General features: G+C 63.1%; 23 protein-coding genes, 3 tRNA genes and 1 pseudogene. 11 read left to right on the top strand and 16 right to left on the bottom strand.

Going from position 1 to position 23,553, the window contains the following annotated elements; genetic code table 11:
- Nucleotides 1-70: 70 nt before the first annotated feature.
- Nucleotides 71-814, top strand: coding sequence for a DUF429 domain-containing protein (locus Har1129_RS16440; RefSeq protein WP_151101812.1), 744 nt, complete (start codon nt 71-73; stop codon nt 812-814).
- 125 nt (nt 815-939) lie between these two features.
- Here the strand turns inward: Har1129_RS16440 and Har1129_RS16445 are convergent, their stop codons facing one another.
- Nucleotides 940-1,134 carry a cold-shock protein gene (locus tag Har1129_RS16445; protein WP_004515391.1) on the bottom strand — a complete coding sequence of 65 codons (195 nt, stop codon included), beginning with the start codon at nt 1,132-1,134 and terminating at the stop codon, nt 940-942.
- A 2-nt stretch (nt 1,135-1,136) separates the two neighbouring features.
- The gene (locus Har1129_RS16450; RefSeq protein WP_137683596.1) at nt 1,137-1,331 is read right to left on the bottom strand and encodes a cold-shock protein; all 195 of its coding nucleotides are present in this window, start codon (nt 1,329-1,331) and stop codon (nt 1,137-1,139) included.
- 304 nt (nt 1,332-1,635) lie between these two features.
- Between Har1129_RS16450 and Har1129_RS16455 the strand changes: the two genes are divergently transcribed.
- Together Har1129_RS16455 and Har1129_RS16460 are read left to right on the top strand one after the other, a co-directional pair.
- The gene (locus Har1129_RS16455; RefSeq protein WP_151101813.1) at nt 1,636-2,823 is read left to right on the top strand and encodes an ATP-binding protein; all 1,188 of its coding nucleotides are present in this window, start codon (nt 1,636-1,638) and stop codon (nt 2,821-2,823) included.
- A gap of 52 nt (nt 2,824-2,875) precedes the next feature.
- Nucleotides 2,876-3,403 (top strand): hypothetical protein, encoded by a 528-nt coding sequence (locus Har1129_RS16460; protein WP_151101814.1) that lies wholly within the window; start codon nt 2,876-2,878, stop codon nt 3,401-3,403.
- On the opposite strand, the gene Har1129_RS16465 is transcribed toward Har1129_RS16460, so the two are convergent.
- Nucleotides 3,395-6,460, bottom strand: a complete 3,066-nt coding sequence (locus tag Har1129_RS16465) for an FAD-binding and (Fe-S)-binding domain-containing protein (protein ID WP_151101815.1) — start codon at nt 6,458-6,460, stop codon at nt 3,395-3,397. The genes Har1129_RS16460 and Har1129_RS16465 overlap by 9 nt on opposite strands.
- Nucleotides 6,461-6,668: 208 nt before the next feature.
- Between Har1129_RS16465 and Har1129_RS16470 the strand changes: the two genes are divergently transcribed.
- Nucleotides 6,669-7,196: an Hsp20/alpha crystallin family protein gene (locus tag Har1129_RS16470; protein ID WP_151101816.1), complete on the top strand. Its 528-nt coding sequence runs from the start codon at nt 6,669-6,671 to the stop codon at nt 7,194-7,196.
- Between the two features lie 117 nt (nt 7,197-7,313).
- Here the strand turns inward: Har1129_RS16470 and Har1129_RS21365 are convergent.
- The 5 genes and pseudogenes from Har1129_RS21365 to Har1129_RS16495 all read right to left on the bottom strand — a co-directional run bounded on the left by Har1129_RS21365 (nt 7,314) and on the right by Har1129_RS16495 (nt 9,798).
- A pseudogene (locus Har1129_RS21365) lies at nt 7,314-7,555 on the bottom strand (hypothetical protein).
- 104 nt (nt 7,556-7,659) lie between these two features.
- On the bottom strand, nt 7,660-8,229 hold the full coding sequence (locus Har1129_RS16480) for a hypothetical protein (protein WP_151101817.1): 570 nt from the start codon (nt 8,227-8,229) through the stop codon (nt 7,660-7,662).
- 73 nt (nt 8,230-8,302) lie between these two features.
- Complete coding sequence (locus tag Har1129_RS16485) at nt 8,303-8,944, bottom strand: class I SAM-dependent methyltransferase (RefSeq protein ID WP_151101818.1); 642 nt, start codon at nt 8,942-8,944, stop codon at nt 8,303-8,305.
- Between the two features lie 212 nt (nt 8,945-9,156).
- Nucleotides 9,157-9,230: transfer RNA gene (locus tag Har1129_RS16490), tRNA-Phe, on the bottom strand.
- Between the two features lie 494 nt (nt 9,231-9,724).
- Nucleotides 9,725-9,798, bottom strand: a tRNA-Val gene (locus tag Har1129_RS16495).
- A 97-nt stretch (nt 9,799-9,895) separates the two neighbouring features.
- On the opposite strand from Har1129_RS16495, the gene Har1129_RS16500 reads away from it, so the two are divergent.
- The 3 genes from Har1129_RS16500 to Har1129_RS16510 all read left to right on the top strand — a co-directional run bounded on the left by Har1129_RS16500 (nt 9,896) and on the right by Har1129_RS16510 (nt 12,957).
- Nucleotides 9,896-10,480, top strand: a complete 585-nt coding sequence (locus Har1129_RS16500; protein ID WP_151101819.1) for a DUF192 domain-containing protein — start codon at nt 9,896-9,898, stop codon at nt 10,478-10,480.
- Nucleotides 10,481-10,521: 41 nt separating this feature from the next.
- On the top strand, nt 10,522-12,444 hold the full coding sequence (locus tag Har1129_RS16505; RefSeq protein ID WP_151101820.1) for an ABC transporter ATP-binding protein: 1,923 nt from the start codon (nt 10,522-10,524) through the stop codon (nt 12,442-12,444).
- Nucleotides 12,445-12,516: 72 nt separating this feature from the next.
- Complete coding sequence (locus Har1129_RS16510; RefSeq protein WP_151101821.1) at nt 12,517-12,957, top strand: hypothetical protein; 441 nt, start codon at nt 12,517-12,519, stop codon at nt 12,955-12,957.
- Nucleotides 12,958-12,977: 20 nt separating this feature from the next.
- On the opposite strand, the gene Har1129_RS16515 is transcribed toward Har1129_RS16510, so the two are convergent.
- The 3 genes from Har1129_RS16515 to coxB are packed head-to-tail and all read right to left on the bottom strand — an operon-like array spanning nt 12,978 to nt 16,602.
- Nucleotides 12,978-13,244, bottom strand: coding sequence for a cytochrome C oxidase subunit IV family protein (locus Har1129_RS16515; protein WP_151101822.1), 267 nt, complete (start codon nt 13,242-13,244; stop codon nt 12,978-12,980).
- A 2-nt stretch (nt 13,245-13,246) separates the two neighbouring features.
- The gene (locus Har1129_RS16520; protein ID WP_151101823.1) at nt 13,247-15,817 is read right to left on the bottom strand and encodes a cbb3-type cytochrome c oxidase subunit I; all 2,571 of its coding nucleotides are present in this window, start codon (nt 15,815-15,817) and stop codon (nt 13,247-13,249) included.
- Nucleotides 15,814-16,602, bottom strand: coding sequence for a cytochrome c oxidase subunit II (gene coxB / locus Har1129_RS16525; RefSeq protein WP_151101824.1), 789 nt, complete (start codon nt 16,600-16,602; stop codon nt 15,814-15,816). The genes Har1129_RS16520 and coxB overlap by 4 nt, the downstream gene beginning before the upstream one ends.
- 117 nt (nt 16,603-16,719) lie before the next feature.
- Here coxB and Har1129_RS16530 point away from each other — a divergent pair, with 117 nt between their 5' ends.
- A complete protein-coding gene (locus Har1129_RS16530; protein WP_151101825.1) occupies nt 16,720-17,244 on the top strand; it encodes a DUF6789 family protein in 525 nt (174 codons plus the stop codon).
- A 199-nt stretch (nt 17,245-17,443) separates the two neighbouring features.
- On the opposite strand, the gene Har1129_RS16535 is transcribed toward Har1129_RS16530, so the two are convergent.
- From Har1129_RS16535 to Har1129_RS16545, 3 genes are all read right to left on the bottom strand, one after another.
- Complete coding sequence (locus Har1129_RS16535; protein WP_151101826.1) at nt 17,444-17,890, bottom strand: DUF5790 family protein; 447 nt, start codon at nt 17,888-17,890, stop codon at nt 17,444-17,446.
- A gap of 105 nt (nt 17,891-17,995) precedes the next feature.
- Nucleotides 17,996-19,102 (bottom strand): hypothetical protein, encoded by a 1,107-nt coding sequence (locus tag Har1129_RS16540; RefSeq protein ID WP_151101827.1) that lies wholly within the window; start codon nt 19,100-19,102, stop codon nt 17,996-17,998.
- Nucleotides 19,103-19,175: 73 nt separating this feature from the next.
- Nucleotides 19,176-19,523, bottom strand: coding sequence for a dihydroneopterin aldolase family protein (locus tag Har1129_RS16545; protein WP_151101828.1), 348 nt, complete (start codon nt 19,521-19,523; stop codon nt 19,176-19,178).
- Nucleotides 19,524-19,597: 74 nt separating this feature from the next.
- On the opposite strand from Har1129_RS16545, the gene azf reads away from it, so the two are divergent.
- A complete protein-coding gene (gene azf / locus Har1129_RS16550) occupies nt 19,598-20,371 on the top strand; it encodes an NAD-dependent glucose-6-phosphate dehydrogenase Azf (protein WP_151101829.1) in 774 nt (257 codons plus the stop codon).
- Nucleotides 20,372-20,397: 26 nt separating this feature from the next.
- Here azf and Har1129_RS16555 read toward each other — a convergent pair whose 3' ends face one another.
- Nucleotides 20,398-21,015, bottom strand: coding sequence for a DUF309 domain-containing protein (locus Har1129_RS16555; RefSeq protein WP_151101830.1), 618 nt, complete (start codon nt 21,013-21,015; stop codon nt 20,398-20,400).
- A 167-nt stretch (nt 21,016-21,182) separates the two neighbouring features.
- Nucleotides 21,183-21,255 (bottom strand) — tRNA-Arg (locus Har1129_RS16560).
- Nucleotides 21,256-21,576: 321 nt separating this feature from the next.
- Between Har1129_RS16560 and Har1129_RS16565 the strand changes: the two genes are divergently transcribed.
- Nucleotides 21,577-21,861, top strand: coding sequence for a hypothetical protein (locus Har1129_RS16565; protein ID WP_225307837.1), 285 nt, complete (start codon nt 21,577-21,579; stop codon nt 21,859-21,861).
- A gap of 192 nt (nt 21,862-22,053) precedes the next feature.
- Complete coding sequence (locus tag Har1129_RS16570; RefSeq protein WP_151101832.1) at nt 22,054-23,520, top strand: single-stranded DNA binding protein; 1,467 nt, start codon at nt 22,054-22,056, stop codon at nt 23,518-23,520.
- The last annotated feature ends 33 nt before the right edge of the window (nt 23,521-23,553 follow it).

Here is a 23,553-nt window from a genome sequence, read left to right on the forward strand (position 1 = left end):
CGATAGGGGACCGGTTGGGCAAGGAACACCTCGGGATACACTTTTGCGCCCGTCCGACCGAGTATCGATAATGGCCGAACCGCTGTACGTCGGTGTCGACCGGAGTGACGAGTCTTGGGTCGCTGTCGCGTTCACCGGCGACGGCTTCGACCACGCGTCGGTGTTCGACAGTATCGGTGCGTGCTGGTCAGCCTACGAGGAGCGTGCTCGGCGGATTCTGGCCGGGGTGCCGATTGGACTCGTGGAGTCGGGCGAGCCGGACCGCCGGTGTGACGAACTCGCTCGGTCGGTGCTCGGTGAGCGGAGCGGGGCGGTTCGGACGCCGCCGGTGCGAGAGGCGACCCGGAAACAGCGCTACTCGACAGCCAACCGCGTCCACAAGCGCAAAAGCGGGCACGACCTCTCCGAGCAGGCGTTCGAACGCAGCGACAGCATTGCCCGGGTCGATGAACTCCTGCAGGAACTGCCCGAAGCCGCCGCTGTTATTCGGGAGTCCCACCCGGAGGTCTGTTTCCGAGCGTTTGGCGGCGAGCCGCTTAGCTTCTCGAAGCACACTGCTGGAGGCTACGCTGAGCGGATGCGGATTCTCGCACACTACGACCGCGACGCCGCGCCGACAGTCCAGAAAGCCGCCGAAGCGACCGGTGGGGCGGCGGTGGCCGTCCACGATGTGCTGGACGCCGTCGCTCTCGCGTATACGGCGCAACCGGGCGACGGGGAGTTGTACACGCTACCGCCCGAGCCACCGCGAGATGCGGCAGGGCTGCCGATGGAGGTTGTCTATCGAGCGGCGTCGCCACTGGTCAAACAGTGACGTGTCCCGACGAGCACTGTCGCTCGTCGTGAGTTATGTGCATGCCAGCGAACCGTCGTGTACGCGATGGTACACCGCGACCGCTGACAAGTGGTTATAGTGCTGGACTGTAGACAGAACCCGTCTTACAGTCGCGTGAGATTGGTCGCTCGCGGACCCTTGTCCGCTTGCTCGATGTCGAACTCGACTTCCTGCCCCTCTTCGAGGTCAGGGCCGCCGACGTCTTCCATGTGGAAGAAGACGTCTTCGTCCGCATCGTCGGTTTCGATGAAGCCGTAGCCACCAGTGTCATTGAAGAAGTCGACAGTGCCTTCCGCCATCGTTAGAGCCGCTCCACGTTGTTGGCTCGCGGACCCTTGTCCGCCTGCTCGATATCGAATTCGAGCTCCTGTCCTTCCTCGAGGTCCGGGCCGCCGATGTCTTCCATGTGGAAGAAGACGTCCTCGTCCGCGTCCTCAGTATCGATGAAACCGTAACCGCCAGTGTCGTTGAAGAAATCAACCGTTCCTTTCGCCATTGCAACCAAACAGATGCCAGCACCACGGATAACAGTGTCGGTACGAGTATCTGCTCGCTACCTGTACTATCGGTCCGCCGTCTGTTGATTATGCAGTGTGTAATACTGGCATACAACACACTTCGGCGGGCCTGCAACATCCAGTCGCCATTGTAACTCAACGTACACCGACTGCGCGATGGCAGTCTACGTTGCTGAACACGCACCCAGTTCACTATCGACTTCTGCACCGCTTGCCCCCGGTGTTCGCTCTTATCCGCCTGCTAACCAAATAGAATTAGACGCGTGAACCCGAATCGCAACTATGTACGGAGGTGTGCGGGCCCGTCTCGCACCGTGGCTGCTCGCTGGCTTCGGCCTCGTTCTCACGGGCATGGCCGCCGGCTGGCATCTCGGTATCGAGACACAGCGCCTTGGACAACTCGGGGGTCCCGCACTCGCATTTGGCCTCGACGGACTGCTTCCGCTGGTTCTGGTATATGGCAGCTATCGGCTCGTCTCGTCGTCGACACCGGGGGAGCAGATCTGGACAGTTTTCGTCTGGAGTGTTGTCGGGAGCGTCGCGGTCGGGGCTATCATCGGTTTGAGCATCCTTATCCGCATGATGGAGGGACGAACAATCGCCGAGCCGGTGTTCGTCACCCTGCTGGCGATAGAAACGGGCGCTGTCACGGGTCTCGTCGCGGGCACGCTCGCGGTTCGGGCCCGTCAGGATGCCAGCCGCGCGAGCCGAACCGCGAGCACGCTGTCGTTCGTCAACGACCTGTTTCGACACGATATCTCCAATGGACTGGTCGTTATCGACGGCCGGGCGACGATCATCCAGCGCAACGCTGACTCCGAGGTCGTACAGACTGCGGCGGACGCGATCCACGAACAGGTAACCGAACTCGATAGCCTAGTCGGCAACGCTGGGGCCGTCGCGGAAACACTCGGTCCCGACCCGGCCTTCGAACCGATTGACACCGTCGCAATCGCCGAGACGGTGATACAGCGACTCGAACAAACACACACAGTCGCTATTGATCTTCAGGCCCCGGATAGCGCGATGGTCTACGCCAACGAGGCTGCTCGCCCAGCTCTCCGGAACCTCCTCGAAAACGCTATCGAACACGGGACGCCGGCGGCCGAACTCTCCGCCGAGGGGACCGCGACGGACGGGTCTGCGCTGCGGGAGGACAAACGGGGGACGGACACGACCCGCCCGACAGCAGACGGGCACAACCGCCCGTCGGTGCTCGTTTCGATCCGCACGAGCGACGACACCGTCGAGATTCACGTTGTCGACGACGGGCCGGGGATTCCCGACGGCCAGCGTGACAGCATCTTCGACCCGCGGGCGGGCGAGACGCACGGCGGCGGGCTCCATCTCGTACAGACACTCGTCGAAAGCTTCGGCGGCGATATCGCCCTCGCTGACGGAGCCGACACAGCCGTCCTCGACACCGACTTCGACGGCGCGCACTTCGTCGTCGAACTCCCGAAGGCGTGAGAGGGGCCCACACGACCAACGTTTCTTGATTGTGGGGGGCACAGTGACGCGTATGTTTCCTCGCTTGCGTGCACAGGGGCCGACCGTCCTTATCCCGCTCGCGTGGCTGCTCGTGGGGCTGGCCCATCGTGACGTGGTCACCGACCGGACAGTGCTGCTCTTCCACGTCGTCGCCGCCGTCCTCATCGCCGCCTTCGCCGTCCTCTCGTGGGACGAGATGGCCACTGGTGTCCTTCGGATCTGGCGCGATATTCTGCTCGTCGGGCTTCTGCTCACCGTCGGCGGCATTGTCGGCTTGCTCTTCGCTCCACTTCGGGTTCCGTTCCTGACGACGACGATACTGGGGTGGATGGTTGTTCCGGGCGTCGGTCTCTACTACACCGGGAAGCACGTTCCGACGGGCCAGCGAGCATACACGGCCGGGGCGGCGCTGAGCGTCCTCGGTGGGGCCGTCTACGCCGGGGCGCTGTTCCCGGCGATGGAAACCGCGCTGCTCGCCGGCATCGGACTTGCACTGGTCGGCCAGACAGTCGGTATCGTTCAAGCGGTTCGCCAGCCGGGCGAGACCGACTCAAGCTAAGGCGGCGTCGAGTTTCTCCACCGGATGGGGCGGCTCGCCGTCGCTTTCCGCCCAGTCGTCCAGTTGCGTCCGACAGGACGCGCCGGGCGCGACGACGGTGTCACCGCGGCTCTCCCCGATCTGGTCGAACAGGATCGAGCCGATGGCCTTGCTCATCGAGAAGTGCTCGGCCTCGTAGCCGAAACTCCCGGCCATGCCACAACAGCCCGAATCAAGTGGGTCGACGTCGTAGCCGGCCCGCCGGAGCACGCCGACGGCGTGGTGGTCCTTCTTCGTCGCCTTCTGGTGGCAGTGTCCGTGGTAGGTCAGCGTCTCTCGCCCGGCATCCCAGTCGGCCCCCTCGTCCAGCCGGAAGGTGTCGAGGTACTCACAGACGCCGTAGGCGTTGGCCGCGAGCCGTTCCGCGTCCTCGCCCGACAGCAGGTCCAGATAGTCCGACTGGAACATCACGGCGTCGCTTGGTTCGACCAGCACCACGTCCCAGCCGTCCTCGACTGCGGGGGCGAGGGCGTCGACGTTGTCTCGCGCCGTCGCTCGGGACTGGTCCAGAAAGCCCTTCGAGTGGGCCGGTCGCCCGCTGTCGGTCCGGTCAGCGAGCTGGACGTGGACACCCGCGGCTTCGAGCACGCGGACGGCGGCTTTCCCCACCTCTGGGTGGCTGTAGTTCGTGTACGTGTCGGGAAACAGCAGCGCCCGCCGCTCGGCCTCCTCCGCCGGGACCTGTGGGCCGCGGTCGTCGAACCAGTCCTGTAGCGTCGTCCGCTGGAAGCTCGGCAGTGTGCGATCGGGGGCAATGCCCACTGCCTTCTCCAGTACGGTTCGAGCGCCCGGAACTTTGGTCGCAAGGTTCGACAGCGGCGCGAACGTGCTGCCGAGTCCGGCCAGCGCGTCGACGTTGGCGAATATCTTGTCCCGCAGGCTGGAGCCGTGTTCCTGATGGTGAGCGTGGGTCACCTCGGCTTTGAGCTTCGCCATATCGACCTCGCTCGGGCAGTCCTTCGCACACCCCTTGCAGCCGATACAGAGGTCAAGCACCTCGTGCATGAACTCATCGTCGGTGGGGTCCTCGGGCAGGTCGCCGCTCATGGCCTGCCGGAGCATGTTTGCCCGGCCGCGGGTCGCGGTGATCTCTTCCTCGGCTGCGCGGTAGGTCGGGCACATCACGCCGCCGGTGGTCTCCTGCGGGCCGCGACAGCCGCCACAGCCGTGACAGAGCTCGACCATCCCCTGCATCCCGTTGTCGTTGTCCCACTCCAGCGCGGGGTCGAAGCCAGCGTCGAACTCGTACTCGGGGTCGAAACGGAGGTTTTCGGTCATATCGACCGTGCGCGCCCGCTCGGGCTTTGCGCCGGATTCGACCTCGGCGGCGTCGACGCCGACGACCTGCCCGGGGTTGAGCAGCCAGTCGGGGTCGAACGCCGATTTGAGTTCCTGAAACGTCTCCCAGAGGTCCGCCCCGTAGAGTTTCTCGGTCCACTGCGTGCGGGCGCGGCCGTCGCCGTGCTCGCCCGAGACGCTCCCGCCGTATTTCACGACGAGGTCGGTCACCGCGTCGGCGATGGACTCCATTGTTTCGACGCCCTCGACCGATTTGGTGTTGATGAGCGGGCGGATGTGGAGTACGCCGGGGCCGGCGTGGGCGTAGAACGAGGCGAAGGTGTCGTGTTCGTCGAGGATATCCTGAAAGTCGGCGACGTACTCCGGGAGGTTTTCCGGCGGGATAGCGGTGTCCTCGATGAACGAGCCGTGTTTCTCGTCGGTCGTCCGCGAGAGCAGGATGGGGAGGCCGGACTTGCGCATCTTCCAGAACTTCTCCCGTTTCGCCTCGTCGTGGGCCTCCATGGCGTCGAACGCCCGCACCGGCGCGTCAACGACAGTCCGGTCCGTGGTCGTGTCAGCAACCGAATCGACGCCGTTCGTTCGGTCCGCCAGCAGGTCGGCGACCTTCCGCCGCCCGGTCTCCTCGTCGTCGGCGTAGAACTCTACAATGAGGACCGCCCGGGTCCCGTCGGGGAGCATCCCGACCACGTCCTCGAACTCGGCGGTGTCGCGGGCCAGATCGATGAGCACGTCATCGAGCACCTCCACGGCCGCCGGGTCGTGTTCGAGGATGTCCGCAACGTCCTCCATCGCCTCGATGAGCCCCTCGTAGGCCAGCAGGGCCATCGACTTGGTCTCGGGTATCGGCTCCAGCGACACCTCGGCCTCGGTGACGATGGCCAGCGTCCCTTCGCTGCCGGCCAGCAGCGAGGCGACGTTGACGGTCCCGTCCGCTGCGTCTTCGAGGACCCAGTCGAGGTTGTACCCCGAAACGTTGCGCTTCAGGTCGGGGTACTGACTCTCGATTGCCTCACCCTTCTCGGCAAGTATCCGTTCGATTTCGGCGTAAATCTGGGCTTCGAGGTCACCGTCGGGGTCCGCCCGGTCGCGCAGTTCCTCGCGGGTGACCTCGCCGAACGTGGTGACGGTGCCGTCCGCGAGGACGACCTCACATTCCTCGATGTAGGCGTCGGTCTTGCCGTACTGCAGGGAGTGGGCCCCAGTGGAGTTGTTCCCGATAGCACCACCCAGCACGCTCTTGTCGCCCCATGCGGGGTCCGGTGCGAATTTCAGCCCGTGGTCAGCCAGTTCTCCGTTCAGGTCGCCGAGTTTGATGCCCGGCTGGGCCCGCGCTCTCCGGTCGGACGGTCGGGCTTCGACGAGGTCGTTCATGTACCGCGAGAAGTCCAGCACGACGGCCTCGTTGACGGTCTGGCCGGCGAGGCTCGTCCCGCCCCCGCGAGGCAGGACTGGAATCTCCCGCCGGGCGCAGTAGGACATGACAGTGGCCACGTCCTCGGTCGACCGCGGATAGACGACGCCGATTGGCAGCACCTCGTAGAGGCTGGCATCGGTCGCGTACAACTGCCGCGAGTACTCGTCGAACCGCACCTCGCCGTCGATTCGCGTCTGCAAGTCGTCGACGAGGCCCGACCGAGCGACGCGGTCGTTCTGATAGTCGTAGTTCGATACCTCGTCGGCCGACGGGTCTATTCGGGTGCCGGAATCGGTTGCCATGGTGTGTTTCGTATCCAGCCGCCCGGCCACCGACGGACCGGGTACTCGGCGGTTTCACTCTGGCTGTTCTAGCTGTACGCCTGTCAAAACAGTTCCGCTACGGTATCCCATCACGCATTCCGGCCGGCCGAGTGCGGCGCTTCCGTCTCTCTGTGATAGCACGTGTTACGCAACTGTTAATATAGCCAACAGCTTATATAAGGTGATTATGACACACACCAACGATCCGTTCGAGGCGATGCTCCGACTCTTCGCACAGACGCGACGGACAATGATGGACGACAGCCAGAGCCGCTTGACAGACGACAGTCTAGGTCTCCGGATGGGTGACGACTCGGGACACCGGATGGACGACGGTTCGGAACGCCGCACTGAACGACCGACCACGGATACACGCCGAGGCCGCCACCACAGCCACGGCATCGACACGAACCTCCACGTCGACGAAACCGACGACGGGTACGCCGTGATGGTTGACCTCCCGGGCTTCGAACGGGACGACCTCGTCGTTCGCTTCGAGGGCGGCATCCTCAGCATTCAGGGCGAGACCACGGTCGCTACGGAGACTAGCGACAGCGCTCGCCGACACAGCCGACGGGTCGCCGAACGAGTCACCGTCCCCGGCCCGGTACTGGACGACGACATCACAGCGACCTACCACAACGGCGTTCTCGAAATAACGCTGCCGCGCGCGGACCGTGGTGCCGACGACTCGAACCGAATCGAAATCGAGTAGATGCTTCTCTTCCGGTCATCTGTCTGCCGATTTTAAACGTGTATCTGATGAATAAGTCTCTCTATCGTCAAGTGGTGGACGCCTGTAACGGGCGAATGCCTTGAGTCAGGAGTGTGACTACAGGTCGACAGTCACATGCAGTTCACTATCAGTTATCGTTCCGATGGCGTCGGCAGCGACCTCGATAGCCTCTTGGTCGGTGTCACCGAACCCGAGCCCCTGATCCCGGCCTCGGTGAGGTCCGGGTCCGGCTCGACGTACGCGACCTTTCCTCTGGGTCAACCTCAGTCACGATGCCGATCTGTTCTCCCTGTGTCCATGAGGAACTTCCCCTCGTCTTCTGTCGATAATACTGTCATTTCTACTGATGCTACTGGCCGAACCACGTAATCAACGTCGGTTACCCGAGTTCGGCCACCTGCGTTCCTGTCGCCTGTCGTTGGCCGGCAGCCGCCCCGGCCCGCTAATATCGCGAGAAGTTCTCGTCGGGGTAGACTCCCTCGTCGGTGATATCGACCACGTCCAGCGTCGCCAAACGACTGAGGCGGTCTGCCGCATCGCTCTCGTCGACGCCCAGTTCCACCGCCCGCGCCAGCACGCGGTCACGGCTGGGTACAGACTCGATGAAGCCGTCGCTATCTGTCTCTGTTTCTTCCGCAATGATTGCCTTCAGGATGGCCCCGTGTTCCCGCTTCGACGGTGTAGTGCTGTCGCCGGTCCAGTCCACGCTTAGCGTCCCGTCTTCGTTAACGTGAGAGACGACGAACCCGTCCGGCAACGTTTCCGTCACCGCCGCCACCAGCGCCGCCCGGTCGAGTCGCGCCTCGAACTGGAACCGCTTGCCGTCTCTGGACTGCCCGAGACTCCCGACGTTCGTCCCCACCTCTGCTATCGCCTCTGAAACCGCATCGGCAAGACAGTCCTGTACTGACGCCGCGACGGCGTCCCGCTCCGCACTGAGGTCCGCAAGTTCGTCTGTCAGGCTCGCGTGGCGCTCCATCTGCTCGTGTGCTGGTTCCGCTGTCATACCCATGCTACTCGTCGCCACGGAATTACCTGTTCCGGCGATTGTGTCGAACTGCTCGGGACAACACAGTGGTCGCCGTCTAGTCGCTCGCTGTCGCGGTCCCGCGAGCGAACTCGCGAATCGGCCAGATACCGATCGTCGGCGTCGTACACTCGGTCAACTGGAGGTGGTCTGATGCCCTGATTCTCGGCCGAAGACGCCGATTCAGGTGACAGTTACCGCCGATTCTGCGCCACAGCGGCGTCAACAGGTCCTGACTCCGGCCAACCCACCCGTCCGATCGGATGTGGTCCAGAAACCGGAACTCGCCGTCGGGCCGGAGCACTCGGGCTATCTCCGCGAGCATCGGATCGATAGCCGGCACTGAACAGCACACCCCACACTCGACAACGTAGTCGAAGGTGTTGTCTCCGTAAGGTAACGTTTCGCCGCGGCCACTGACCAGCGCCATCTCGACCGTGCTGTCCGCGATTTTCTCCTCTGCCCGCTGCCACATCTCCGGGTCCGGCTCGACGGCGTGGAACGATGCCGTCGCCTCGGCCTCGGACTCGTAGTACGGCAGCATCGGCCCGGTTCCGAGGCCGATCTCGAGAACCGTCCCGTCCAGTCCAGCCGTCAGATACTCCCGATGCTCCGGGACCTGACACCGCTCGAAGTACCACTGTACGGGGTCGTAGAGTGCTGCAACGACCGGATGGAACTGAATATCACCCCTGCCCATGATCTTGTTTCGTCACTGATTTGATTGTAGAAATATGTTCGGATTACTCTCCCCCCAGCAGGTGACGAGTGGTTCGCTTTTAGCGAATCGGAAACAGGTGGTGTGTCGCTCCTCGGAGTGTGAACCACGCCTAGAACGGCTCGCTGTGCCTTTCTGCTCTCGTCCAAATCCGCTCGGGAGTGTTTTCACTGCGTACTTTGTTCGCAGGAAAATGCCGCCTCCCGGATTTGAACCGGGGACAGCTCGATCTTCAGTCGAGTGCTCTCCCAGTCTGAGCTAAGGCGGCGTGCACTCCAAGCGATGGCGAGGGTAGAAAAAAGCATTTCGAAAGCAGGCGCAGGTTCTGCGGGATCGCCCGGGAGGCTCGACTGCCGATTACGGGAGAAATAGGTCCGCGCTGTCGAACGTCTCGCCGCAGTCGTCGCATTCGTACTCAGTGCCATTAGTCGTCGAAACGTGCCCGCTGCAGGCCGGACACGTCGAACCATCTATCATGCCATGCAGTACCACCACTCCGGATATATGGGTTACGGGCGACTATCAATCGAGATAGAAGCCCTGATATCTGGGCCACGATGTCGTGCGCGGCTGATTGGACTCGAATCCATAGGGATCGTCCGCTCCTCACGTATTGTTCGCGATAGAATCGATGGGTCGGGGCGTCCTCGTAAGAGCACTACTCTCCCGGCGGATTCGAACCGAAGGAAGACTCACTGCGTTCGTCTTCCAGGGTTCGAATCCGCAGGGACCATCCGCTCCTCACGTCTGTTCGTCGCAGGATGGGTCCGGGCGGATTCGAACCACCGGCCTCGGCCTTGTAAAGGCCACGTCATAACCAACTAGACCACGGACCCGTATCCCATCGTTTTCCATCGGCAGGAATAACGCTTTCTCTCTCGGTCGACAGTGGGCACCGACAGTATTACCCACGGCCTGCCCTTCACACGGGGTATGCAGCGCCCTGCTGTGATTGTCCTCGGACTCGTCGGCCTCCTCGTCGCGGCTGCCGTCGTTCTCCAGACTGGTCTCTGGATCGAGGTACTCGGGACCGGTGAGTACGAGGAGGGCACAGTGACGATCCGGGAGGGGTCAGACGCGGCGACGGCCGCGACACAGCCCGAGACGGATGCTTCGACACCAGAGACGACCATCGCGGCCCGTGAACAAGAGGGAGGGGAACCGCTGGGGACGGTCGAGGTTCGCGTCGCACAGACGTTCGAGCAGCGGTACGTCGGGCTGAGCGAGACGGCGTCGCTCGGACCCAACGAAGGGATGCTGTTCATCCACGACGAGGCGGGGAAACACACCTACGTCATGCGGAACATGTCGTTCCCGCTCGATATCATTTTCATCGACGCAAACGGGACCATCACGACGATTCACCACGCGCCGCTCCCGCCGGAGGGGACCAGCGAGAGCGGCCTGACGGGCTATGAAGGGCGGGGCAAGTACGTCCTCGAAGTGAACCGCGGGTGGACAAACCGAACCGGCGTCGAGGTCGGCGACCGGGTCGAACTGCCGTCCGAAGCCACGTAGCCCGACGGCCTTTTGCGGGCCCGGTCCCTGCATTCGATAATATGGATTTCGACGCGGGTTCGGACGACGACGTGTTCGAGGACGCTAGGGAACGCGTCGACCAGCCGATGCTCCGACTGTTCACCGACTACGGGTGGGGGCAGTGGGGGGCGTTCGTAGTTGGCCTGTTTAGTTCTATCGTGGCCCGGATGCTGGACCTGCTGCCGCCGATCCTTCTGGCGCTGGCTATCGACGCAATCTTTCTACAGGAGGCCGACTACGGGCTCTTTCTGGTGCCGGACGCTTGGATTCCCAGCGGGCAAGGCCCACAGCTATGGCTCACAGCCGGCATCATCGCCGCGTCGTTCGGCTTCGGGGCCGTGTTCCACTGGAGCCGGAACTGGGGGTGGAACAAGTTCGCCCAGCACGTCCAGCACGCCGTCCGCACGGATACGTACGAGACGATGCAGCGGCTGAACATGGACTTCTTCGCTGACAAACAGACCGGCGAGATGATGTCGGTGCTGTCAAACGACGTGAACCGGTTGGAGAAGTTCCTCAACGACGGGCTCAACTCCGCTTCGCGCATGATAATCATGGTCGTCGGCATCGCCACGTACCTGTTCTACATGAACTGGCAGCTGGCGCTGGTCGCCCTCCTTCCGGTCCCCATCATCGCCGTGTTCACGAAGCGGTTCATCGAGACCATCCAGCCCAAGTACGCCGAAGTACGGTCGACGGTCGGCAAGCTCAATTCGAGACTCGAAAACAACCTCAGCGGCATCCAGATCATCAAAACTGCCAACACAGAGCCCTACGAGGCCGACCGGGTCGAGGACACGTCGGAAGACTACCTCGATGCCAACTGGGACGCCATCGAGACGCGTATCACGTTTTTCCCCGGCCTCCGGCTGGTCTCCGGAATCGGCTTCGTCGTCACGTTCATCGTTGGCGGCCTGATGGTCACCGGGCAGCCACCCGGGCCGCTGACGGCGAGCCTCTCCCGCGGGCAGTTCGTCGCCTTCATCATCTACACCCAGCGGTTCGTCTGGCCGATGGCCAAGTTCGGGCAGATTATCAACATGTACCAGCGGGCCTACGCCTCCGCCGAGCGCGTGTTCGGGCTGATGGACACGCCCGGCCGCCTCGAAGAGGCCGAGGACGCGCCGCCGCTTGCTGTGACCGAGGGGCGAGTCGAGTACGACGACGTGTCGTTCGGCTACGACAGCGACGACGATCCGGTGCTCTCGGACATCTCCTTCGAGGCTGACGGCGGCGAGACGGTCGCCCTCGTCGGCCCGACCGGCGCGGGGAAGTCCACCGTCCTGAAGCTCCTGCTTCGGATGTACGACGTGGACTCGGGTGCGGTCCGTATCGACGGACAGAACGTCCAGAACGTCCAGATTCAGAGCATCCGTCGCGCCATCGGCTACGTCAGTCAGGAGACGTTCCTGTTCTATGGCACCGTTCGCGAAAACATCGCCTACGGAACCTTCGATGCCACCGACGAGGAGATCGTCGCCGCCGCGACGGCCGCCGAGGCCGACCAGTTCGTCCGCAATCTCCCAGACGGCTACGACACGATGGTCGGCGAGCGCGGTGTCAAGCTCTCGGGCGGCCAACGCCAGCGCATTGCTATCGCCCGGGCGATTCTGAAAGACCCCGAAATCCTCATTCTCGACGAGGCGACCAGCGATGTCGACACGGAGACGGAGATGCTCATCCAGCGCTCGCTCGACGATCTGACCGCCGACCGGACCACGTTCGCCATCGCGCACCGCCTCTCGACGGTGAAAGACGCCGATACGATTCTCGTCGTCGAGGACGGCCGCATCGTCGAACGAGGGTCCCACGACGACCTGCTCGCCGCCGACGGCCTCTATGCCAACCTCTGGGCGGTTCAGGCCGGCGAAATCGACGAACTTCCCGAGGAGTTCGTCGAGCGGGCGATTCAGCGACGGGCGCGGACGGATGCCGACGACTGAAGCGGTGAGAACACCGATTTTTAGACCACCAGTCACAAACGATTATTACGCATCGTATTGTAGTGTTACCACATGTCAACCGCGTACCTCGCTAGCACGGCCCTAATGGGCGTGTTAGTGATGGCAGTGGTCGCATGGATGGTCCGCGGGCGCGGCTGGTACCAGTACAGTCCGGGGGCGTCGACGAGCGGCCGGCCCCCGGCAGACGACCGCGAGGGTCGGTTCGAGTCGTACGCTGACCAGCCGATGATCTGGGTCGCCGCGTTCGCGGTGCTGGTCGTCGGCCTCCTGATCGGCGTCGTCGCGTCTATCTCCGGCCCCGTCGAGACCCAGTCGATAGCCGGACTGGCGGTCGCTGTCGCCGGCGGGGCGGGTCTCAGTGGCTATCTGCTGTTCGGCGTGTACCTCTCGGCAACGCGACGGGGGCATCCCCGTTCGCTGGCGGTCGCTGAGTCCGCGACCGTCGCAGGCGTGCTCTTCCTCATCGCGATTAGTTTCCAGTTGTTGGCCTGACTTTCAGGCTGCTTGGCCGGTCACAGTATCGAGTACGCCGCCGCACCGGTCAGTGCGAGCGCGGCGACGGTACCGCCCAGTACGAGGTACGTGACTGCGCGGGGTTCCCAGCGCAGGTGCTGGTAGTACGCGGCGACCCCGACAGCCTTGATGACCGACAGCACCATGATGAGCGCGAAGGCGACCCAGTAGGCGCTGTCGACGAGGCCGGCGAACTCGACGACGGCCTGTGCGGTCGCGAACGCGAACAGTACGACGTAGATGACGGTGTAGCCTTTCCAGTCCATGGTTATAGGATGTAAAACAGCGGGAACAGGAACAGCCAGACGATGTCGACGAAGTGCCAGTACAGGCCGAAGTACTCGATGGCCCGGTCATCGCCTTGATAGGCCCCGTTCCAAGCCCGGACGGCCATGTACGCACAGATGATGAGCCCGATGGTGACGTGGGCTCCGTGGAGTCCCGTCGTCAGGTAGAACGTCGACGACGCGATGTTCGTCGAGAGGTTCCACCCGTTCGGGAACGCCGCCGTCTCGATGTGGAACAGGTGCTGCCACTCCAGTCCCTTGTTGATGAGGAAGCCGACCCCGAGCGCGAACGTCCCGACGAGCGCGGCGACGGTCCCGCGCTTGCTCTCTCGCTCGGCCGCGACCATCGCCAGCACGACGAGGAAACTCGACGTGAGCAACAGGTACGTGTTGATGAGGCCGGGCATCGTCACGTGCTCGGCGGGGATGAGGTCGTGGTGCCACGCCGTCCAGCCGTAGGCGACCCGGACGAAGGCATAGGAGCCGATGAACGCGCCAAAGAGGACGATGTCGCTGGCGAGGAACGTCCACATCCCGAGTTTCATCTTCTCGACGCGCTCGAAGGGCCACCGCTCGGCGATGGCCATCTCCGGCGCGTGGAACGGCTCGCGGGTCATCCCGAACAGTGAGCTGAACGTCGCCACCCCGCCGACAGCTGCCATCGACAGGTAGAACACGCTGCCAGTCCGCACGCCCGACAGCCCGAGGAACGTGATGAACCCGCCGAGACTGACGAGGAACGGCCAGAAACTCGCGTGGCTGGCGTGTTCCTCGCCGCCGACCTCGTGGGCCGGCTCCATTTCCGTGGCTGTCACCGCGGCCCTCGCTGTCACCGCGCCCCCATCCGTCGCGGTGCCGCCGTCGGTCGCCGCGTGGCCGTGGGCCGCTGCGCCGGGTGTGCTCTCGGTCCGCTCGGTGACTGTCTCGTCGTCGAGGAACTCCAGTTTCCCGGTGGCGTAGCTCGGCACGCCGGGGAAGTTCTCCAGTGGCGGCGGCGAGGAGACGGCCCACTCAGCGGAGGTGGCGTACTCCCAAGGGTTCGGTCCGACGTCCTCGCCGCGCCAGAGACTCACGAAGAGATTGTAGAACATGAGGAGGAAGCTCGCGCCGAGGATGAAGCCGCCGACGGTCGCCATCGTGTGCCAGATCTGGAGGCCCTCGGGGTAGACGAACACCCGGCGGGGCGTCTCCCAAGCGATGAACATCGGGAAGTACAGCAGATTGAACCCGAGGAAATAGACGCCGAACTGTATCTTCCCCAGCGTCTCGTTGTACATCTTCCCCGTTATCTTGGGATACCAGTAGTAGAGGCCGCCGAACAGCGCCGTCGCGCCCGCGACCATCACGTAGTGGAAGTGGGCGACGACCCAGTAGGTCCCCCGGAACTGGTAGTCGAGCACAATCGCGCCGAGGAAGACGCCGGTGATACCGCCGATGATGAACAGGATGAGCGCGCCCAGCGAGAACAGGAACGGCGTCGTGAATCGGACCCGCCCCTTCGCCATCGTGTAGATGAGCGAGAACACCATCAGGTCGAAGGGCAGGGATATCCCGATGGTCGTCGCCATGAAGATGGTCTTGATGGGGAGGTTGATGCCAGTCAGGAACATGTGGTGCATCCAGACGACGAAGCTCTGGATCGCCACGAGTACCATCGAGATGATGAACCACTTCCGGCCGACGAGCCGCCGCCCCGTGAAGGTCTGGAAGCACTCGGCCATCACGCCGAGCGCGGGGAAGAAGACGATGTACACCTCCGGATGGCCGAAGAACCAGAATAGGTGCGCCCACAACAGCGACGCACCCGGGTTGTCGGCGTCGGTCGCCATCGTCGTCCCGTCGATGGAGTACTGGAAGTAGGTCGTCCCGAGGATGTGGTCTGAAGCGAGTATCATCAGCGCCGCAAGCAGCGCCGCGAACGCGAACAGCATCATCCAGACGGTAAGATTGATCGACAGCGAGAAGATGGGGATGTCCCGCATCCGGAGCCCTTCAGCGCGCATGCGGTACATCGTCGTCAGGAAGTTCACCGAGCCGAGTGTCACCGCGGCGGTGAACATGATGAGCGCGAGCACGACCGAAGTCGCGCCAAGTCCCTCACCGGGGATGTACGCTGGCGTGTTCAGCGGGGCGTACATCGTCCACCCGCCCGCGAAGGTGGTCCCTTGGAAGAAGGAGACGCCCATCAGGATTCCCGAGAACAGGTACAGCCAGTACGACAGGGCGTTCAGCCGCGGGAAGGCGAGGTCGTCAGCGCCGATCTGTAGCGGGACGACGTAGTTCGCGAAGCCGAAGGCAAACGGCGAGATGAACCAGAACACCATCAGCAGGCCGTGTGTCGACACCGCCTGATTGTATCCTATCGACCCCAGCAGGTCCGCGCCGGAGGTGACGAGTTCCAGTCGGAACAGGAGCGCGAGGACGCCGCCGAAGACGAGGAAAAACAGCGCAGTAATCAGATACAGGACGCCGATGTCCTTGTGGTTGGTCGTGAGGAACCACCGGCTGACCGACGATTTCGGCGGCAGACCGTGGTCGTGCTCCTGACTCATGCCGGGGCACCTCCCGCGGCGGGTGCAATCTGGCGGTCAGCGCTGCCGGTTTCGTTCCCGTCGGTCGCCGTCTCATTCGTGCCCTCCGTTTCTGCGTACCAGTCCTCGTACTCGTCCTGTGGCATTACAATCACATCAGTCGTCATCAGCGAGTGGCCGCTGCCACACAGCTCGTAGCACTTGGCGGTGTAGGTCCCCGTCTCGTTGGCTGTGAACCAAGCCGAGGTGTGCTGACCCGGAACGGCATCTGTTTTGACCCGTAACTCAGGTATCCCGAAGTTGTGGAACACGTCCGTCGAGGTCACCCGTAATCTGACCACCCGGTCCTGTGGCACGTAGAGCGTGTTGGTCGTGTGCCCGTTCGGATATACGAAGTCCCAGCCGAAGCGGTACCCTTCAACGTCGATCTCTAGGGCCTCCTCCTGTGCTATGTCTGGCCCCTGCTCGATGTACAGCAGTTGTGAGTACGTCCAAGCGATGAGCGAAACGACGATGATAGCGCTGATGCTGAACGAGTAGAACACCTTCCGACCGCCCGAACCGCCAGTGGGCATCTCGCCCATCTGCGGGCGCTCGACCTTGTCCGCGTAGGGGTCCTCGGTGCTCCCGTCGTCGCGGTACTTGAGCGCGTGGTACATCGTGTAGGCCACGACGACCACCCCGACAGCTGTCCCCAGCAGGAGGAACACCTCGAATATCTGGTTGAACACCGCACTGGGTGCCCTGACGTCGCCACCATGCAAGGGGAGCACAACCGAGGTGTATGTTACCATGGATGACGCCATTTCTTCATGATTCTTCCCACCATGTAATAGGTATTGCGGACAGACATTTGACATATATACTTCCGCGGCCTAACGTGTGCGGGAACCTTTTTATCAATTGCTATGTTACAACACACCATGGAGGACACGTCATCCGGCGTCGAGGACCCACCTATCAACGACGACGGCCTGACAGAGGTCGAGGAGTTCGATAGCCTCGCCGGGATTCTCGCCGACGGTGTCATCGGTGCTGCCGGCGGGCTAGTCGGGACCGCGATGATGTCGGTCGTCTTCCTCATCGCCCAGTCACTGGGCGCGTTCAACCTCAACGACTTCGCCATCCTCACCGAACTCGTGGGCCTTACCGGCTACGTCCCGGAGGTCCTGTTCGGCTTCTTCATCTTCCTCGGCGGCGGGATGTTCCCGTGGCCGCTGCTGTTTGCCTCGCTGAAGGCGTACCTCCCGGGCCAGTCCGACCCCGTCAGCGGCGCGTTCTTCGGCGGTGCTATGTGGACCGGTTTCGTGCTCGCCTTCTACACCGACCAGTCCGGACTCACGCTGGTGCTGTACGCGGTGTTGACCCTCATTGCCCACGTCGTCTACGGGATCGGCCTCGGCGCGGTGTTCAACTACTTCTCGACGCGCCCGGACTCCATCGTCTGAGACGGGCCGCTGTCGTATTTCAGCGATAGCACAGGCTTTCGCCTCTCTGTGAGTGCTGTTTGAGCAAAAGTCAGCCGCCAATCTGTGCCTGTAGCCACTCACACGGAACAGATCGGCGTACGGGACGAGTGCCAGTGGACGACGCGAGCGACGCGCTGGCCGCGGGGCGAGCGGCCGCCGGGATGTGGTTGTCCCGAACTCAGGCTTCCGCTTCCGCGTCGGCGTCGCCGTCCGCCTCCGCGTCTGCCCCGTCTTCGCTCTCGAACTCTTCGAGCGTGCTGCGAAGTTGTGGGATGGTCGCAGTGAGGTCACCGACCTGCTCGCGGGCGTCGCTAACGTTGTCGATGAGGCCTGCGATGGTTTCGATCTCTTCGGCGAGGTCATCGGCGTCCTCGAAGGCGTCCGCGCGTTCGCCCATCGTGTACCACTTCTTGGCGTCTCGCAGGTGGTCCTCGGCGTCGCCCACGTCGAGTGCGGTCTTGAGCGAGTTCAGGACGCCGAGCGTGTTGTCGGCCTCCACATCCCAGACTGCATCGGCCTCGGGGAGCGCGCCGCGAGCCTTCGCGAGTGACTCCTCGACGTCCGTACGCATTTCATTGGCCGCCTCGCCGAACAGTTCGTCGTCGTCCAGACTTGACTGACTCATACGAAGTCGTTGGGACGGTGCGGGATTAAAAGCCCGCCTGAAAGTGAAAGTGAAACCGCAAGACGTGACCGGACGGTAATTCCTCAAACCGAAAAACCGTTGTGGCTACTCGGACCGGATGTCCGAGCGGACCTCGGGAATCGGATCCATGTCGTCGTCGATGTCTCCCAGCACGAGCATCGCGTAGTATCGCAGGAACGTCGTCAGCGGGACCTGAATGAGCGTGCTGAGGACAAGAAAAACCAGCCCGCCCAGTAGGCCGAGGACGACGGCAAGGGCGATTCCGATGGTATTCTGGAGGGCGAGATACAGCGCAAACGCACCGAGTCCGACCGGAATCGCGACGACGATGAACGCGATAATCCCGAGAATCGCACCGACGATACCGACACCGATCTGGAGGACGATAGAGAAAAACAGGTAGGCGAGGTACTGTTTCGGCTCGCTTTTGATCGAGCCCCAGAGCCGCGACCACCCGGAGAGGACGCCGTCATTGTCTGCCGCCATCAGCGGGACGACAAACACCGTCGTGAAGCCGAAGACGACCCCGTAGCTGATCGCAAACACTGCGAACACGGCGATGACCAGCCCTGAGAGCGCGAGGACGCTCGACGCACCGACGTTCGCGGCCTCGCCACCGAGCGCCAAGAAAAACACGGCTGCACCGATCAGGACTGCAACGCCGAGCCAGATTCCCACCAGAGCAAGCCTGAAGAGGAACAGTCGGATTCCGTTGCCGACGTGCTCGCTGAAATACTGTCGAACGTGTATCTCGCGGTCGATGAGCGCCTGAGTCAACACGAACTCCATGAAATTGCTCACGATTCCATAGGCGAGTGCGAGCAGGACGAACAGGCCGATAACGGCGAACACAAGGAGCCCAGCCCCGGCGAGTAGTTCGTCAGGTGCTCCGGACGGGACACCGGGCTCGGAGACTTGCAAGGCGAGGTTTCCGGGCAGGGATGCCACGCTTTCAAGCGGTGCGGCCAGCTGGAACTCGCCCCCCGGCCCGCTGGGGCCGCTAGGGCCGCCGTTCCCGCCGAAATCACTGAAGTTGCCGAACGACTGGGCGTTGTTCAGTCCGACACCGCCGCCACCGATGAAGAACACGACGAACGCCATCCGGAGCCACATCCATTTCTCGAACGGAAACAGAAACGACTTCGTCGCGTCGATTGCGTCGTCGATATCGTCGACTGCGTGGAGGGCCATGTCGGAATTCTCACAGCCCGCTCTGGTAAAATTTTCGGGGCTGTGTCAGGGATTCAGGCGTCTTTCCAGCCATTCATTCCTGCACTGCGTCGACCTGCATCAGCGGGTAGCCGTCCTCCATCGCCATGCTTGTCTCGACTGTGACTCCCTCATATTCGATGCGCATCTCGACGTTGATCAGCCGCCCGGTGAGTTCTGTGTAGTCTGCGCCGCCCTCGTCGATAGCGTCTTCCAGCGCTTCTGTGCGAACGCTGACGGTGACCGCCTCACAGAACGGTTGGTTCTCGATGGCCTCCTCCATCGCCGCCGCGAGCGAACCGGCGCTGTCCGGGCTTATCGGTGTCCCAGCGAACTGGTGATACAGCGACCCGAACTTGACGCCCGCCTCGAAACATGCCTCCTGCGGAGCTGTGGGTTCCATACAATCGGTCCGGCTGGGCGACAGAAAAGCGAACCGCAAGCTACCTATTGCGTGCGACGTATCCTCTCATACGAATGGACGACCCGGTTCTGCTCACCGGCGCTGGCGGCGCTGTCGGGGCGGCCATCCTCGAAGGCCTCGAGGACGCCTACGAGTGGAAACTCATGTTCCACAGCCCACCCGCCGAGGAGCCCGACCACGAGTACCTCGTCGGGGACGTATCGAGCGAGGGCGACGTGGCCGCGGCGATGGACGGCGTCGGTGCCGTCATCCACTTGGCGGGCGATCCCCGGCCGGAAGCCCCCTGGGACTCCGTCCTCGAAAACAACATCGACGGCACCCAGAAGATGTACGAGGCCGCCGTCGACGAGGGCGTCGAGAAGTTCGTCTTCGCGTCCTCGAACCACGCCGTTGGCTCCTTCGAAACGGACGAGCGCACGCCCGAGATGTATCGCCCGGACGACCAGTATCGCCTCGACGGGACGGAGTTCCCCCGCCCCGGCAACCTCTACGGCGTCTCGAAAGCCACCGGTGAGGTATTGGGCCGTTACTACCACGACCAGCACGGACTCTCCGTCTGCAACATCCGCATCGGCAATCTCACGCGTGGCCACCCGCCCATCGACTACGAGCGCGGGCAAGCGATGTGGCTCTCGTATCGAGACTGTGCCCACATCCACGACTGCGCGCTGCAGGCCGACTACGAGTACGAGATCGTCTACGGCATCTCCGACAACGACCGCAAGTACTACTCCATCGAGCGCGCCAAAGAGGTGCTTGGCTACGAGCCACGGGACAACTCCGCGCACTTCGACGGCGAGGAACGCGTCGCCGAACCGGAGCCGTAACAGCACTCTCCTCTCGACGTCGTCCGTCACTCGGACTCGCCGAACAACCCTCGAACGTCGTCGTCTTTCTGCTGTTCCAGTTCGACGTGGTCTCGGAGCCGCTGATAAACGACGGGCCGCTGGTCGCGCTCGCGCATGAACGAGAACAGCATCCCGACGAACTGGGAGCCGCCGTTGCCCGCCAGTTCACTCCGCGCGCGGTCAACAGCGTCGTCGATAACTCCCTCGTCGTACTGGCCGGCCTCCGCTAGCACCTCGGCGGCAATGGCGGTGGCGTCGAAGTCCAGTGCGTCGTAATCAATGGCTTCCTCGTCGTGGGTCAACGCTGGTGGGTCCACTGCTGCGTGGTGCGGGTCCGCCGCCGTCGCCGCGAGGAACGACCGGACCTCCTCCAGCGCCACGCCGTGATACGGGTCGGGCAGGCCGTCGAGATACTCCGCCGCGCTCTCGGCCAATCCCTGCGCGCCCGCCCAGTTCCCCTCGCTGGCGTGGTGGACGACCGCCGTGAACTGGATGAGCCCGTGGAGGAACCGCTCGTCGTCGCCCTCATCGAGGTTCAGCCAGTACTCCTCCCACGCGTCGTGAGCGGCGTGGTAGCGACCGTCGTTGTACACTGCGATGCCGGCACGGAGATGGTCGCGCACACGGTAGGTTGCATTCGTAGTCAGAAAACCACATCGGCGTCTGTGCAACGGTTCGCCAGCGTGGCCGTATTACTGTCGCTCAGCGGTTTGCGTCGGTAGAAACGTCCGGACGGAGTTCCACGCGAGCACCGCGAGCGTGGAGCACGTCCGGTCGTGAACGGAGTGAACGTCCGGACGGAGATTTGAACTCCGGTCCCTGGCTCCGCAAGCCAAGAGGATAGTCCACTACCCTATCCGGACTCATATCGAGAGAGGGTGGTGCACCTAAAAAGGGTGACGATTCACGCACCGTCACGAGACGGATAGTCACACTTCACTACAACGCTGGTTTGAGCGACCGGGAGTGTATTTCAACTGTAATACATTATGGAGAATATGAAGCGGCGACAAATCCTCCGATACGGTGGTCTCAGTTGTTCAACAGCGCTCGCTGGCTGCTTTGGTGGTGATCCCGGTAGCGAGGAAACATCCACAGGGGGTCCGGGTGAAACTCCGAGTGTGAACGAAACAACATTCAGTATTATCAGGCGACAGTCCGGCTCACAGAGGAGTTCGGCAACGGTGACGTTCGACGGCAATCAGGTCGTCGTCGAAGGAACTATCTGGGGGGCTGACGGGTGCAAAACGGCCGACCTGACAGAGGCAGCGTATGATTCTGGGTCCGATGAACTGCGCATTAGCGTTGGAACAAAGGAGCAGACAGACGCTGGTGATATGTGTACGCAAGCGATTATGGAAATCGACTACCGGGCTACGGTGACGTTTGCGAACGGACTCCCCGGCACGGTGTCTGTTTCTCACGACAGTGGCGACGGCCCGAGCCCTGTGACAACAGCGACACGCTAACCGCTCCCCGCGCCGTTCTCACCGTGATGGAACAGTTGTGTCTGCTGTCGGGCCAGCGGACAAGGGTTTATATGCCATCCCATAACCACCATCGAGTAATGAACGGGAGACCATCGAAATCGACCGACAGCGGCCGCTCGCTCGCCCAACGACAACGCTTAAGCGCGCCCCAGCCCAGCGTCCCATAGATAGATGGGTGCGATAGAGGACATTTACGAGGATCTAGAGACGGACGTCCCCGAGGAGGAGTTCCGCGAGGCCGTCGAGGAGAAGGTCGAGCAGATGGGCGGGCTCGCCGACGAGGAGACGGCCGCGATGCTGTTGGCCCACGAACTCAACGAGAACGAGGTCAACGCCATCGCCGATATCGAACCCGGGATGGACGAGGTGAAGTTCCTCGCCAAGGTGATGGCCGTCGGCGACCTGAAGACCTTCGAGCGCGACGACGAGGACGAAGACGGCCGGGTCATCAACGTCGAGGCCGCCGACGAGAGCGGCAGCGTCAGGCTCGCCTTCTGGGACGGGCAGGCCGTCGACATCGACGAGGGACAACTGGAGGTCGGCGACGTGCTCCGGGTCAAAGGTCGACCGAAGGACGGCTACAACGGGCTGGAGGTGTCCGTCGACAAGGCGGAGCCGGACGAGGACGCCACAATCGACGTGGAGCCGGGCGCTGGCTCGTCCATCGACGCGCTGACGATGGGCCAGTCTGACGTGACGCTTCGCGGGCTCGTCCTCGACACCGACACGATCCGGACCTTCGACCGCGACGACGGCAGCGAGGGCCGCGTCTCGAACCTCACCTTGGGCGATGAGACGGGGCGCATCCGGGTGACGCTGTGGGACGACCGGGCCGACCGCGCCGAAGAACTCGACGCGGGCGCGGCCGTGGAAATAATCGACGGCTACGTTCGGGAGCGGGACGGCTCGCTGGAACTCCACGTCGGCGATCAAGGGGCCGTTGACGAAGTGGAAGACGACGTCGCATTCGAGCCCGACGCCGACCAAATCTCGGAGGTCGAACTCGAAGAGACGGTCGACATTGCCGGCGTTGTCCGCTCAGCCGACCCCAAGCGGACGTTCGACCGGGACGACGGTAGCGAGGGACAGGTTCGCAACGTCCGAATACAGGACGCGACCGGCGACATCCGCGTTGCGCTGTGGGGCGACAAGGCGGACAAGGACATCGCACCGGGCGACGAGGTGCTCGCGGCCGACGTCGAAATTCAGGACGGCTGGCAGGACGACAAGGAGGCCTCGGCAAGCTGGAACTCCACGATTGTCGTGCTCGATGACGGCGCGGATCTGGCGACTGGTGGCGCAGGCGGGGGAGCCAGCGCCGAGGCGACCGACGCTGAACACGCCGGCCTGTCTTCCTTCGGCGACGGTGGGGACGACACGGAGGCGGACACCGGCGGTGACGGGGCGGCCGCCGTCAGTGCCGGCACCGGCGATACCTCTCCGGACGGTGGCGCACAGAGCGCCGGCCAGCAAGTGGAGTTCACCGGGACGGTCGTCCAGACCGGCGAACCCGTCGTGCTTGACGATGGCGAGCAGACGATGAGCGTCGAGACCGGCGAGCGCGTGCAGTTAGGGCAGGAGATAACGGTCCGTGGCGAACTCCGCGACGACCGGCTCCACGCTGAGGACGTGTTCTGAGTCGGCGAGCGACGCTACGGAAACTCTTAAGAC

The organism is Haloarcula sp. CBA1129 (assembly GCF_008729015.1).
GTDB lineage: Archaea > Halobacteriota > Halobacteria > Halobacteriales > Haloarculaceae > Haloarcula.